Consider the following 13,025-nt stretch of genomic DNA (forward strand, 5'->3'; position numbering starts at 1 on the left):
GGTCGGTGGTTGAACGGAACGGAGGAGAAAAGGGCGAGGGGCGCCGCCGGCCACGGGCCGAGGCAGGGCAGGCAAGCGACCGTGGAGCCACTGTATTTGAATTGTTTATCCGCATAAACAGCGCGCAAAGCTCAGAACCAGTGACTTTTTTGCATGAATCGGTCCACGTGCCGCCGGTGGCGGGTGCATGCAACAACGGTGTCCGTTCGTTTGCTATCAAATAAATAGCAAACAAATCAATGGAATCGGCGGCATGGAGGCGATCGGGCAGGGAACTGTTTTGGCGCGTCCCGGCGCGCGGGACGGCCATGCGTTACATCCCTGCCCATAATCGCCGGCCATGGACAAGCTCAAGGCCTTCGAGTCGTTCGTGTCGGTCGCGACGCGCGGCAGCCTCACGGCCGCGGCGCGGGCCGAGGGCGTGGCGCCGGCCATCATGGGGCGGCGGCTCGATGCGCTGGAGGAGCACCTGGGCGTGAAGCTCATGGTGCGCACCACGCGGCGCATCAGCCTCACGCACGAGGGCAGCGCCTTCCTGGAGGACTGTCAGCGCCTGCTGGCCGACGTGGCCGAGGCCGAGGCGAGCGTCTCGGTGGGCGGCGCGCGCGCCACGGGGCACCTGCGCATCACCGCGCCCGCGGGCTTCGGGCGGCGGCACGTCGCGCCGCTGGTGCCGCTGTTTCGCGACCTGCACCCCGACGTGAGCATTTCGCTCAACCTCAGCGACCGCGTGGTGGACCTGGCCGGCGAAGGCTTCGACTGCGCGGTGCGCGTGGGCGACCTGCCGGATTCCTCGCTCGTGAGCGTGCGCATCGCCGACAACCGCCGGCTCTGCGTGGCCACGCCGGCCTACCTGGAGCGCCACGGCACGCCGCGCCACCCCTCCGACCTGGCGCGCCACGCCTGCCTGACCCTGTCGAGCGACGCCTCGCAGACGCGCGGCTGGGCGTTCCGCATGCCCGCGGCCGACGGCGACGGCGCGCCCGGCGAAGTGGCGCACTTCAAGCCTGCCGGCCCGCTCGACTGCTCCGACGGCCAGGTGCTGCACGACTGGTGCCTGGGCGGCTGGGGCATCGCCTGGCGCAGCACCTGGGAGGTGGAGTCCGAGATCGCGGCCGGCCGCCTCGTGGCCGTGCTGGAGGATTTCGCCGCGCCGCCCAACGGCATCTACGTGGTCTTTCCCCATGCGCGGCACCTGCCGCTGCGCGTGCGCCTCTGGATCGACTACCTCAAGCACCACTACGCGCAGCCGGCCTTCTGGCGCCGCGCCACGCACGACGCCCTTTCTGCACTGCCCGCCCCGCAAGGACCCCTGCCATGACGCCTCTCCCGCCCGCCCCGCATCCCTTCCGCCGTGCGGCCGCTGCCGCTGCCGTGCTGGCGCTGGCCGCCGCCCTGGCCGGCTGCGCGGGGGCGCCGCAGCCCCGCCCGCCCGCGCCCGAGGTGGCCGGCGCCACCCCGGCGCCGGGCGGCGGAGCGCCCGTGCCACCCCCGGGCGCAGGCCGGGCGGCGAACCCGCCGCCGGCCGGCATCGTCAGCGTGACCTACGACGACCCCGCCCGCTTCAGCGACGCCCGCCAGGGCGCGCCGGAGAGCCCGCGCGCACGCCGGGCCTGGGTGAACGCGCTCTGCCTGCATTTGTCCGAGGGCGCCGCCGCCGCGCTGCCCGAAGGCCAGCGCCTGGAGGTGCGCATCACCGACGTGCAGCGCGCGGGCGGCTTCGAGCCGGCGCGCGGCGCGCAGGCCGGGCAGGTGCGCATCGTGCGCGACGTGTACCCGCCGCGCATCGACCTCGAATTCAAGCGCCTGGGCGCCGACGGCACCGTGCTGCAGTCGGGCCGGCGCACCCTGCGCGACCCCGCCTTCATGGAGCGCGGCGCCCGCGGCGCCAACGACCCGCTGCGCTACGAGAAAAACCTGCTCGACGACTGGGTGCGGCGGGAATTCGGCGGGCGCTGAGCGCGGTTGCCCCGTGTCCCGAGGGCCTGCGAGCCTGTCGGGACATCCTGTGTAGGTGGCGGCCCACAGCCGCGCAGGCGGCGTGCCGACGGGGTGCCGCCTGCCCGCAGGCCTAGATTCACTGCTTTCGGCCGGTTCCCCTTTTCCATCCCCGCTGCAGCGCCGCGCCGATGGCCGGCTGGGGCATGGACACAAAGGACAACAACATGGCAGGCCTCGCACGCGCCACCGGCGCTCTCTTCGGCATCCTGGGGGTCGCCGTCGCGGCTGCCGGCGGGTGGCTCGTCTCCCTGGGCGGCAGCCCCTACTACCTCGTCGCCGGGCTCGCGCTGCTGGCCACCGGCGTGCTGCTCGCGCGCCGGTCCGCGGCGGCCCTGTGGCTGTATGCCGCGCTGCTGCTGGGCTCCACCGCCTGGGCGGTCTGGGAGATCGGCGTGGACTGGTGGCCGCTCGCCGCGCGCCTGGATGTGCTGTTCGTGCTGGGCTTCTGGCTCGCCACGCCCTGGATGCGCCGCTCGCTGCTGCGCGGCGCCGTGGCGCCCGTGGCGGGCACGGCTTCCCTGCCCGCCTCCCCTGCCGCACCCGCCATGACCGTGGCCGCCACCCGTCTGCGCATGCCGCGCGTGGCGCTGGGGCTGGCGCTGCTGGTCTCGGCCGCCGTGGCGGTGGCCTCGTGGTTCACGGCGCCGCACGAACTGGCCGGCCGCCTGGGCACCGAGCCCGTGGCCGGCGCCGCGCAGGCCGCGCCCAGCCTGCCCGATGGGGAGTGGCATGCCTATGGCCGCACCGGCTACGGGCAGCGTTTCTCGCCGCTGGCGCAGATCACGCCGGCCAATGCATCGCAACTGCAGATGGCCTGGGAATACCGCACGGGCGACCTGCGCGGCAAGGACGGCGACCCCGAGGAAACCACCTACGAGGTCACGCCGCTCAAGATCGGCAACCGCCTCTTCCTCTGCACACCGCACCAGTCGGTGATCGCGCTCGATGCCACGACGGGCAAGCAGCTCTGGCGCTACGACCCCGAGATCGAGAACAAGCTCGCGCTGCAGCACCTGACCTGCCGCGGGCTCTCGTACCAGCCGCCGCGCGACCCCGTGGCCGATGCGTCGCCCGCGGCCCTGGGCGCCGTGGCCGGCATCGCCGCGGGGGGCGAGCGCGCCGAGCCCGCGCAGCACGCATCGCCCACCACCACGCAGCCCGCCGCGCCCGCCGAACAGGCGGCCGCCCAGCGCCAGCCGCCCATCGCCGCGCAGCGCGGCCCCAAGGACCCGGCCTGCCGCGCCAAGCTCTTCATGCCCACGGCCGACGGCCGCGTGATCGCCCTCAACCCGGACAGCGGCGCGGTCTGCACCAATTTCGGCGGCGGCACGGGCCAGATCGATCTCTGGCAGCGCATGCCCAACCTGCGCCCGGGCGCCTACTACTCCACCTCGCCCGTGGTCGTCACGCAGCGCCTGGTGATCGTCGGCGGCACGGTGCTGGACAACGCCTCGGTCAAGGAGCAGTCGGGCGTGATCCGCGCGTTCGACATCGACACCGGCGCGCTGGTGTGGAATTGGGATTCCGGCAACCCCGACGACACGGCCCCGTTGCCGCCCGGCCGCACCTACATGCCCAACTCGCCCAACAGCTGGTCCATCTCCAGCGTGGACGAGGCGCTGGGCATGGTCTACGTGCCCATGGGCAACCAGCCGCCCGACCAGTGGGGCGGCAACCGCAGCCCGGCGGTGGAGCGCTATTCGTCCTCCGTCGTCGCGCTGGACCTGGACAGCGGCCGCGTGCGCTGGCACTTCCAGACCGTGCACCACGACCTGTGGGACTACGACGTGCCCTCGCAGCCGACGCTCATCGACCTGCAGGTCGGCGGCCAGACCGTGCCGGCGCTGGTGCAGCCCACCAAGCAGGGCGAACTCTTCGTGCTCGACCGGCGCACCGGCACGCCCGTGCTGCCGGTGCAGGAGCACCCGGCGCCGCAAGGCGCGGCCCGGGGCGACCGCACGGCGCCCACGCAGCCGAAGTCGGCCCTGTCGTTCGATCCGCCGCCGCTGCGCGAGCGCGACATGTGGGGCGGAACGATGTTCGACCAGCTCGCCTGCCGCATCGCCTTCCACCGCCTGCGCTACGAAGGCCGCTTCACGCCGCCCTCGGAGCAGGGCTCCATCGTCTACCCGGGCAACTTCGGCGTCTTCAACTGGGGCGGAATCGCCGTCGATCCGCAACGCCAGGTCGCCTTCACCACGCCCACCTACCTCGCGTTCGTATCGAAGCTCGTGCCGCGCAAGGACGACACCAGCCTGATGGTGCAGGAGGGCGGCCCGCCCAAGGGCAGCCTGCCGGCCCTGAACGAGAACTTCGGCGCACCGTTCGCCGCCTCGATGAAGCCGTTCATGTCGCCCGTCGGCCTGCCCTGCCAGGCGCCGCCCTGGGGCTACGTGGCGGGCGTGGACCTGCGCACCGGCGAGGTCGCATGGAAGCACCGCAACGGCACGGTGCGCGATCTCTCGCCGCTGCCGCTGCCCTTCCGCATGGGGGTTCCGGGCATCGGCGGGCCGATGCTCACGGGCGGCGGGGTGGCGTTCTACTCGGGCGCGCTCGACAACTATGTGCGCGCCTACGACCTCGCCGACGGCCGCATGCTCTGGCAGGACCGCCTGCCCGCGGGCGGCCAGGCCACCCCGATGAGCTACACCGGCGAGGACGGCCGGCAGTACGTGGTGGTCGTGGCGGGCGGGCACGGCTCCACCGGCACCAAGCCGGGCGACAGCGTGCGCGCCTACGCGGTGCCGGCGCAGAAATAGCGCGGCCGGCGCACCTCCGGGGGCGCCGCGGGGGCGGCGGTACGATGCGCCACCCCCCGTTTGAAAAGGACGCCGCGTGACCACCGAAGCCCTGCTGGCCTATGCCCATTTCCTGGCCATCCTCACGATGGCCGTGTTCCTCGCGAGCGAGGCCGCCCTGTGCCGCAAGGAATGGATGAATGCTGCCGTGGTTGAGCGCCTGGCGCGCGTGGACCTGATCTACGGGATCTCCGCGCTACTCGTGCTCGGCACGGGGCTGGCCCGCACGGCCTGGGGCATGAAGGGCGGGGCCTGGTACTGGTCCCAGCCGCTGCTGCACCTGAAAGTGACGCTCTTCGTGGTGATCGGGCTGATGTCCATCGCGCCCACGCTGCGCTTCCTGCGCTGGCGCCGGGCGCTGCGGGCCACCGGTGCGCTGCCGGGCGAGGCCGAGATCCGCAGCACGCGCCGCATCGTCATGGTCGAGGCGCACCTGCTGGCGCTGATTCCCCTGGCCGCCACGCTGCTCGCGCGCGGCGTCTGGACGCGCTGAGCGGCGACCCCATGCAAAAACCCCGCGGGCCTTGCGGCGTCGCGGGGTGTCTCCGGTGAGGCGGGGGCCTCCGGGGGTCAGGCGGCAGGCTTGTTGGCCAGGCATTCCTTCATGAACGCCTTGCGCTCGTCGCCCTTGAGTGCCTTGGTCTTGGCGTCCGCGTTGCAGGTCTTCATCTTGTCCTGCTGGGTGGTTTCCTTCTTGGCCGAGAGGCAGGTCTTCATGAAGGCCTTGCGCTCGTCGCCCTTCTTGTCCTTGGCCTCGGCATTGCACGTGGCCATCTTGCTCTGTTGCGCGGTGGGTGCCTTGGCGGGCGCCGAGGCGGCCGCGGCGGGGGCGTCGGCGGCGTGGGCCGCGAAGGAGAAGGCCAGGCTGGCCGCGGCCAGCATCGAAAGCAGTGGTTTCTTCATGTAATGCTCCTGCAGGGGGTGGGATGTTCCAGGGAAACCGCCCCGGCGCCGACGGCGGCGAACGGGGCTGTCCAGCTTAACGCCGGCCGGCGCCGGGCGGATGACGGGCCCACCCGTAGAATCCGCGGATGCTCTCCGTCAAACAGGAATTGCTCGCGGCGCTGGCCGGCGAGCTGGAAAAACTCTCGCCCGGCTCTGCCGGGCGCGCCGCTTTTGAATCGCCCAAGGTGGCCGCGCATGGCGATTTCGCCTGCACCGCCGCCATGCAGCTGGCCAAGCCGCTCAAGCTCAATCCCCGGGCCCTGGGCGAACAGCTCAAGGCGGCGCTGGAAGCTTCGCCGGCTTTCGCGCGCTGGGTCGATGCCATCGAGATCGCCGGCCCCGGGTTCCTCAACATCCGCCTGAAGCCCGCTGCCAAGCAGGAAATCGTGCGCGAGGTGCTGGCCGCCGGCGAGCGGTTCGGATACCAGAAGGACAACGGCCGGCGCGTGCTGGTGGAATTCGTCTCGGCCAACCCCACCGGTCCGCTGCATGTGGGCCACGGCCGCCAGGCCGCGCTGGGCGACGCCATCTGCAACCTCTTCGCCACGCAGGGCTGGGGCGTGCACCGCGAGTTCTATTACAACGACGCGGGCGTGCAGATCGAGACCCTGACCAAGAGCACGCAGTTGCGCGCCAAGGGCTTCAAGCCGGGTGACGACTGCTGGCCCACTGATCCCGAGAACCCCGCCAGCAAGGCGTTCTACAACGGCGACTACATCCAGGACATCGCGGACGACTTCCTGGCCCGGAAGACGGTCAAGGCCGACGACCGCGAGTTCACCGCCAACGGCGACGTGGACGACGAAGGCAACATCCGCCAGTTCGCCGTGGCTTACCTGCGCAACGAGCAGGACAAGGACCTGCAGGCCTTCAACCTGCACTTCGACCAGTACTACCTGGAGTCGAGCCTCTACACCTCCGGGCGCGTCGAGAACACGGTCCAGCGCCTCGTCGCGAACGGCCACACCTACGAGCAGGACGGTGCGCTGTGGCTGAAGTCCACCGACTATGGCGACGACAAGGACCGCGTCATGCGCAAGAAGGACGGCACGTACACGTACTTCGTGCCCGACGTGGCCTACCACATCGCCAAGTGGGAGCGCGGCTTCGCCAAGGTGGTGAACATCCAGGGCACCGACCACCACGGCACCATCGCGCGCGTGCGCGCCGGCCTGCAGGCCGTGGGCGTGGGCATCCCCCAGGGCTACCCCGACTACGTGCTCCACACCATGGTGCGCGTGGTCAAGGGCGGCGAAGAGGTGAAGATCAGCAAGCGCGCGGGCAGCTACGTCACGCTGCGCGACCTGATCGAGTGGACCAGCAAGGACGCGGTGCGCTTCTTCCTGCTCAGCCGCAAGCCCGACACCGAATACACCTTCGACGTCGATCTGGCCGTGGCGCAGAACAACGACAACCCGGTCTATTACGTGCAGTACGCGCATGCGCGCATCTGCTCGGTGCTGCGTGCCTGGCAGGAGCAGGGCGGCGGCGACGTGGCATCGCTCCAGGGCACCGATCTGTCGGCGCTGGAAGGCCCGCAGGCGCAGGCCCTCATGCTGCAACTGGCCAAATACCCCGAGATGCTCACTGCTGCGGCCGACGGCGAAGCCCCGCACGACGTGACTTTCTACCTGCGCGACCTGGCCGCGAGCTACCACAGCTACTACGACGCGGAACGCATCCTCGTGGACGACGAGGCGGTCAAGCGTGCGCGCCTGGCGCTCGTCGCCGCCACGGCACAGGTATTGCACAATGGCCTCGCCGTGCTGGGCGTGTCGGCGCCAGCCAGAATGTGAGTCTCGAGCAAATATGACCAAGAAGCAGCAAAGCGGCGGTTCGGCCGTCGGCTTCATCCTGGGGATCGTCGTGGGGCTGGGCGTCGCGCTCGCCGTGGCGGTCTACGTGACCAAGGTGCCCGTGCCGTTCCTCAACAAGGGCGGGGCGCGCGGCACCGACCAGGATGCCCTCGAATCCCAGCGCAACAAGAACTGGGACCCCAATTCCCCGTTGTACGGCAAGAACCCCGCCAGGCCTGCCGCCCCCGTGGCGTCCACGCCCGCGGTCGCCGGGGTGGAGCCCGCACCGGCCAGCACGCCCGCGGCCTCCGCCGCCGTGGCGGCGGCATCCACGCCCCGCAGCGGCGCCAGCCGGCCCGCGTCGGCCGCCTCGTCGGCCGATCCGCTCGGCGATCTGGCCCGCGCGCGCGCCGCGACCGGTGCCGAGCCGTTCGATTACTTCGTCCAGGCCGGTGCCTTCCGCACCCAGGGCGATGCCGATGCGCAGCGGGCCAAGCTGGCCATGCTGGGATGGGAAGCCCGCGTGAGCGAGCGCGAGCAGAACGGCCGCACGGTCTTCCGCGTGCGCGTGGGCCCGTTCACCAAGCGCGACGACGCCGAAATGCTCAAGGAAAAGCTCGACGGGGCCGGGGTGGAGTCGGCGCTGGTCCGTGTCCAGCACTGATCCGGACTGAACTTTTGTCGCATCGCGCGGCTCCCAATCCTCCAGAAACCGTAACCAGGAGTGTCCCTTTTCATGAAACGCCGCGAGTTCTCCCTCTCCGCCGCCACTGCCGTGGCCGCTTCCGCCGTCACGCTGCCGCTGGCCACGCCCGCCTTCGCGCAGGCACGCCAGTTCAAGGAGGGCAAGGACTACACCCGGCTCGCCAAGCCCGCTCCGGTCGATGCACCGGCCGGCAAGGTCGAGGTGATCGAGTTCTTCTGGTACAGCTGCCCCCACTGCAACGCCTTCGAACCCACGCTGGAAGCCTGGATCAAGGCGGCGCCCAAGGACCTGGTGATCCGCCGCGTTCCAGTGGCTTTCAATTCCAGCTTCGCGCCGCAGCAGAAGCTGTATTTCGCACTCGAAGGCATGGGCAAGCTGCCGGAAGTGCACGCCAAGGTGTTCCGCGCCGTGCACGTGGAAAAGCTGCCGCTCAACAAAGACGACCTGATCTTCGAGTGGGTCGGCAAGCAGGGCGTGGACGTGGCCAAGTTCAAGGAGGTCTACAACTCCTTCTCGGTCTCCAACCAGTTGCGCAAGGCGACCCAGCTGCAGGAAGCGTACGGCGTGGAAGGCGTGCCCTCAATGGGCGTGGCCGGCCGCTACTACACCGACGGCACGATGGCCGGCAACATGCAGAACGTGCTCCAGGTGGTGGACTACTTGGCCGGCCTCGCACGCAAGGGCTGACCGCGCGGGCAACCGGGGTGCGGAGCTTGCCGCATCCCGTGCCTGCATCCCAGCCAATGGCCCGCTTCGGCGGGCTTTTGCTTTTGGATGCTGTTGCGCCGCAACAGGGGACTACAATCTTTGCAAGATTCGTGCCCTCTATGAGACCCAGACTCTTCCCCACCCTCCTCCTGCTGGCCTCCCTGGCGTTCGCCACGGCGCCCGCGCACGCCGAAAAGGCCGATCGCAACAAGCCGATGAACATCGAGGCCGACGCCCTGCGCCACGATGAACTCAAGCAGACCAGCGTGTTCACCGGGCGCGTGGTCGTGACCAAGGGCACGATCGTGCTGCGCGGCACGCGGCTCGACGTGCGGCAGGACCCCGACGGCTTTCAGTACGGCACCATGATCGCCGAGTCCGGCAAGCGCGCGTTCTTCCGCCAGAAGCGCGACACCGCGCCGGGCATGCCGGACGAATTCGTCGAAGGCGAAGGCGAGGTGATCGAGTACGACGGCCGTGCCGACCTCGTGCGCCTCATCCGCCGTGCCGAACTGCGGCGCTACCGCGAGGCCACGCTCACCGACGAGATGGCCGGCGCGCTCATCGTCTACAACAACACCACCGACGTCTTCACCGTGGACGGCCAGAAGACCGCTCCGGCCGGTTCCGCCGCCGCGGCGGCGCCCGGCAGCCGCGTGCGCGCGGTGCTCTCGCCCAAGGAATCCGCCTCGGCCCCGGCCAGCGCCGCGCCCGCCCCGTCGGGAACGGCTCCGGCGCTGCGCCGCAGCAACGAACTGGGCGGCGGCGCGAAGTGAGCACGGCCGCCCCGAACCTTTCCGACGCCACCACGCCGGCAGGCGCGCCGAGCCGCCTGGAAGCGCTGCAGCTCGAAAAATCCTACGGCAGCCGCAAGGTGGTCAAGGACGTGTCCCTGGTCGTGCAGAAGGGCGAGGTCGTCGGGCTGCTGGGCCCCAACGGCGCCGGCAAGACCACTTCGTTCTACATGATCGTGGGGCTGGTGCGCAGCGATGGCGGAGACATCCGCATCGACGGCCAGTCGGTGGCGAACATGCCGATCCACCGGCGCTCGCGCCTCGGGCTGTCGTACCTGCCGCAGGAGGCCTCCATCTTCCGCAAGCTCTCCGTCGAGGAGAACGTGCGGGCCGTGCTCGAACTGCAGCGCGGCGAGGACGGCCGGCCGCTCGCGCGCGCCGACATCGAAGAGCGCCTCACCGCGCTGCTGCAGGAGCTGCGGGTGGACCACCTGCGCGCCTCGCCCGCGCTCGCGCTCTCGGGTGGCGAGCGCCGCCGCGTGGAGATCGCGCGGGCGCTGGCCACGCAGCCGCGCTTCATCCTGCTGGACGAGCCCTTCGCCGGCATCGACCCCATCGCGGTGATCGAGATCCAGCGCATCATCGGCTTCCTGAAGGCGCGGGGCATCGGGGTGCTCATCACCGACCACAACGTGCGCGAGACGCTGGGCATCTGCGACCACGCATTCATCATCAGCGACGGCCGCGTGCTGGCGCAGGGCACGCCGTCCGAGATCGTGGACAACGCCGAGGTGCGCCGCGTCTATCTCGGCGAGCACTTCCGCATGTGATGAAGCCGGGTCTCTCGCTGCGGATCTCGCAGCATCTGGCGCTCACGCCGCAGCTCCAGCAATCGATCCGGCTGCTGCAGCTCTCCACGCTCGAACTCTCGCAGGAAGTCGAGCAGATGCTCGACGAAAACCCGTTCCTGGAGCGCAACCCCGACGAGGCGCCGCGCGAGGAATTCGGCGTCGCGCTGGCCGACACCCCCGTGAGCGATGCCGACCGGGGGATGGAGGATGCTACATATTCTGTAGCAAACAATTCAATGGATACGGCGGCATCAACGCAAAATGATGCACCCGCCGAGGCCGCGGAAGCCCCCGAGGCGCCCGAGGCTCCGGACTGGGAAGGCGACGGCACGGTCGAGATGGCGCCCGACGACGGCGAGTGGGGCGGCGATGCGCCCGCGCGCACGCGCAACCAGGACGGCGGCGAGGAAACCGACGCCACCGAACTCGCACGCGAGCACGAATCGCTCACCGCCTACCTGCACCGGCAGGCACTGTCGCTGCGGCTGTCGGAAGTCGATTGCGCCGCGCTGCGCTTTCTCATCGAATCGCTGAACGACGACGGCTACCTCGACGAATCGCTGGAATCCCTGGCCGTGGCGCTGGCCGGCGAAGAAGACCCCGAGCAGGTCGAGGAACTCGTCCACCGGTTCACCGTGGCGCTGCGGTTGCTGCAGAGCCTGGAGCCCGTGGGCGTGGGCGCGCGGTCCCTGGGCGAGTGCCTGACGCTGCAGCTGCGGGCGCTGGCGGGGGACGACGACAGCGAGGCCGATCCCGACGTGGTGCAGTCGGCGCTGCGCATCTGCCAGCAGCCGCTGGAGATGCTCGCGCGGCGCGACGTGCGGCGGCTGGCGCAGGCCTGCGGCGGCGGCGAGGAGCGCACGCGCGCGGCGATGGCGCTCATCGCGCGGCTGGAGCCTCGCCCGGGGCGCGCGTTCGTGCAGGTCGAGCGCAACATCATCGTGCCCGACGTGATCGTGAAGAAAAGCAGCGGCCGCGGTACCGCGCACGCCTTCACCGTGCAGCTCAATCCCGACGTGATGCCGCGCCTGCGCGTGCACGACATCTATGCGGGCGCGCTGCGCGGCAACCGGGGCGGCGAGGGCCACCAGGCGCTGCAGCAGCGGCTGCAGGAGGCGCGCTGGTTCATCAAGAACATCCAGCAGCGCTTCGACACCATCCTGCGCGTGTCCCGCGCCATCGTGGACCGGCAGAAGAACTTCTTCGTGCACGGCGAGCTGGCCATGCGGCCGCTGGTGCTGCGCGACATCGCCGACGAGCTGGGCCTGCACGAGTCCACCATCAGCCGCGTGACCACGGCGAAATACATGGCCACGCCGCAGGGCACCTACGAGCTGAAGTATTTCTTCGGCTCGGGGCTGGGCACGGAGACGGGCGGGAACGCGTCCAGCACGGCGGTGCGCGCGCTCATCAAGCAGTTCGTCTCGGCCGAGAACCCGGCCAAGCCGCTGTCGGACAGCCAGATCGCCGAGATGCTCAAGGAGCAGGGCATCGAATGCGCGCGCCGCACGGTCGCGAAGTACCGTGAGGCGCTGAAGATCGCGCCGGCCAACCTGCGCAAGGCCCTGTGAGAGAGCGGGGGCGGGTCACCCGCCCAGCAGGCCCGGGTTGTTGCGCCAGAGCGTGTAGTTGAGCGCCGCCGCGAAGCTGATCCACGCCAGGTAGGGCAGCAGCAGGGCCCCGGCCAGCGTGCGCAGGCGCAGGAACGCGACGAAGGTGGCGGCCACGCAGGCGCCCAGCAGCGCGATGTCGGCCAGCGCCCAGGCCCCCCGGTGCCACTGGAAGAACAGCCAGCTCCAGAGCGCGTTCAGCGCCAGTTGCACGCAGAACAGCGCCAGCGCCTGCCGCCGCGCGGCGCTCGCGGGTTCGCGCCAGACCAGCCACGCGGCGATGCCCATGAGCGCATAGAGCACGCTCCAGACGGGGCCGAAGACGCCAGGTGGCGGCGCCCAGGTGGGCTGCACGAGCTGCGCGTAGAACTGCGGCGCCCGCACCGAAGCCATGCTGCCGATGCCCGCTGCGATGAAGCACAGCAGCAGCCAGCCGGCCAGCGCGGCCCAGGTGCGCGGCGCCAGGGGCGCACGCGCCGGAACGGGGCCGGCCGGGCCGGGGCGGGGAAAAGAAGAGGGGGGCGGTGTCATGCCGCCATCATCGCCGAGGTGCCGGCCCGGCAAGGCGAGCCGGCGTGGGCGCTGCCATGCCTGGCCCGGCGCCCCGCATGCCTGCGTTCAGCGGCCCAGGGCGGGGATGTGGCCGGCGCCGCGTTGGCTGCTGCCGGCGCCGGCGCTGCCGTGGGCGTCGAGCTTGAATCCGGCGACGGCCTCGGCGAGCTGGTGGGCTTGCTGCTGCAGCGACTGGGCGGCGGCGGTGGCCTGCTCGACGAGGGCGGCATTCTGCTGGGTGCTCTGGTCCATCTGGCTGACGGCGCCGCCGATCTCGGCGATGCCGGTGCTCTGCTCCTGGCTGGCGTTGCTGATCTCGGCCAC

The 13,025-nt window shown here is 70.7% G+C and carries 12 protein-coding genes and 1 pseudogene; 10 read left to right on the forward strand and 3 right to left on the reverse strand.

The features are described 5' to 3' along the window. Positions 1-340 precede the first annotated feature (340 nt). The 4 genes from BM144_RS21340 to BM144_RS21355 all read left to right on the forward strand — a co-directional run bounded on the left by BM144_RS21340 (position 341) and on the right by BM144_RS21355 (position 5,292). Positions 341-1,321 carry a LysR family transcriptional regulator gene (locus tag BM144_RS21340; protein WP_092957391.1) on the forward strand — a complete coding sequence of 327 codons (981 nt, stop codon included), beginning with the start codon at positions 341-343 and terminating at the stop codon, positions 1,319-1,321. Beyond that, on the forward strand, positions 1,318-1,959 hold the full coding sequence (locus BM144_RS21345) for a DUF3016 domain-containing protein (RefSeq protein ID WP_092957394.1): 642 nt from the start codon (positions 1,318-1,320) through the stop codon (positions 1,957-1,959). Before BM144_RS21340 ends, BM144_RS21345 begins: the two co-directional genes overlap by 4 nt. Before the next feature lie 206 nt (positions 1,960-2,165). Continuing rightward, positions 2,166-4,760, forward strand: coding sequence for a glucose/quinate/shikimate family membrane-bound PQQ-dependent dehydrogenase (locus BM144_RS21350; RefSeq protein ID WP_092957427.1), 2,595 nt, complete (start codon positions 2,166-2,168; stop codon positions 4,758-4,760). Between the two features lie 76 nt (positions 4,761-4,836). Further along, a complete protein-coding gene (locus BM144_RS21355; RefSeq protein ID WP_092957397.1) occupies positions 4,837-5,292 on the forward strand; it encodes a DUF2214 family protein in 456 nt (151 codons plus the stop codon). Positions 5,293-5,369: 77 nt separating this feature from the next. Here BM144_RS21355 and BM144_RS21360 read toward each other — a convergent pair whose 3' ends face one another. Further along, the gene (locus tag BM144_RS21360; protein WP_092957400.1) at positions 5,370-5,702 is read right to left on the reverse strand and encodes a PsiF family protein; all 333 of its coding nucleotides are present in this window, start codon (positions 5,700-5,702) and stop codon (positions 5,370-5,372) included. 128 nt (positions 5,703-5,830) lie between these two features. Between BM144_RS21360 and argS the strand changes: the two genes are divergently transcribed. The 6 genes from argS to BM144_RS21390 all read left to right on the forward strand — a co-directional run bounded on the left by argS (position 5,831) and on the right by BM144_RS21390 (position 12,110). Further along, positions 5,831-7,540 carry an arginine--tRNA ligase gene (gene argS / locus BM144_RS21365; RefSeq protein ID WP_092957403.1) on the forward strand — a complete coding sequence of 570 codons (1,710 nt, stop codon included), beginning with the start codon at positions 5,831-5,833 and terminating at the stop codon, positions 7,538-7,540. Between the two features lie 13 nt (positions 7,541-7,553). Beyond that, the gene (locus BM144_RS21370) at positions 7,554-8,204 is read left to right on the forward strand and encodes an SPOR domain-containing protein (protein WP_092957406.1); all 651 of its coding nucleotides are present in this window, start codon (positions 7,554-7,556) and stop codon (positions 8,202-8,204) included. A 72-nt stretch (positions 8,205-8,276) separates the two neighbouring features. Then, positions 8,277-8,933 (forward strand): thiol:disulfide interchange protein DsbA/DsbL, encoded by a 657-nt coding sequence (locus tag BM144_RS21375; protein WP_092957409.1) that lies wholly within the window; start codon positions 8,277-8,279, stop codon positions 8,931-8,933. A gap of 140 nt (positions 8,934-9,073) precedes the next feature. Continuing rightward, positions 9,074-9,730: a lipopolysaccharide transport periplasmic protein LptA gene (gene lptA / locus BM144_RS21380; protein WP_092957412.1), complete on the forward strand. Its 657-nt coding sequence runs from the start codon at positions 9,074-9,076 to the stop codon at positions 9,728-9,730. Further along, complete coding sequence (gene lptB / locus BM144_RS21385; RefSeq protein WP_092957415.1) at positions 9,727-10,518, forward strand: LPS export ABC transporter ATP-binding protein; 792 nt, start codon at positions 9,727-9,729, stop codon at positions 10,516-10,518. Before lptA ends, lptB begins: the two co-directional genes overlap by 4 nt. Next, the gene (locus BM144_RS21390) at positions 10,518-12,110 is read left to right on the forward strand and encodes an RNA polymerase factor sigma-54 (protein WP_092957418.1); all 1,593 of its coding nucleotides are present in this window, start codon (positions 10,518-10,520) and stop codon (positions 12,108-12,110) included. Before lptB ends, BM144_RS21390 begins: the two co-directional genes overlap by 1 nt. Positions 12,111-12,125: 15 nt before the next feature. Here the strand turns inward: BM144_RS21390 and BM144_RS21395 are convergent, their stop codons facing one another. Both BM144_RS21395 and BM144_RS21400 read right to left on the reverse strand, forming a co-directional pair. Then, complete coding sequence (locus tag BM144_RS21395) at positions 12,126-12,680, reverse strand: TspO/MBR family protein (RefSeq protein WP_092957421.1); 555 nt, start codon at positions 12,678-12,680, stop codon at positions 12,126-12,128. An 87-nt stretch (positions 12,681-12,767) separates the two neighbouring features. Then, a pseudogene (locus BM144_RS21400) lies at positions 12,768-13,025 on the reverse strand (methyl-accepting chemotaxis protein); the annotation flags it as partial.

The sequence above is a fragment of the Paracidovorax konjaci genome (assembly GCF_900112675.1).
GTDB lineage: Bacteria > Pseudomonadota > Gammaproteobacteria > Burkholderiales > Burkholderiaceae_C > Paracidovorax > Paracidovorax konjaci.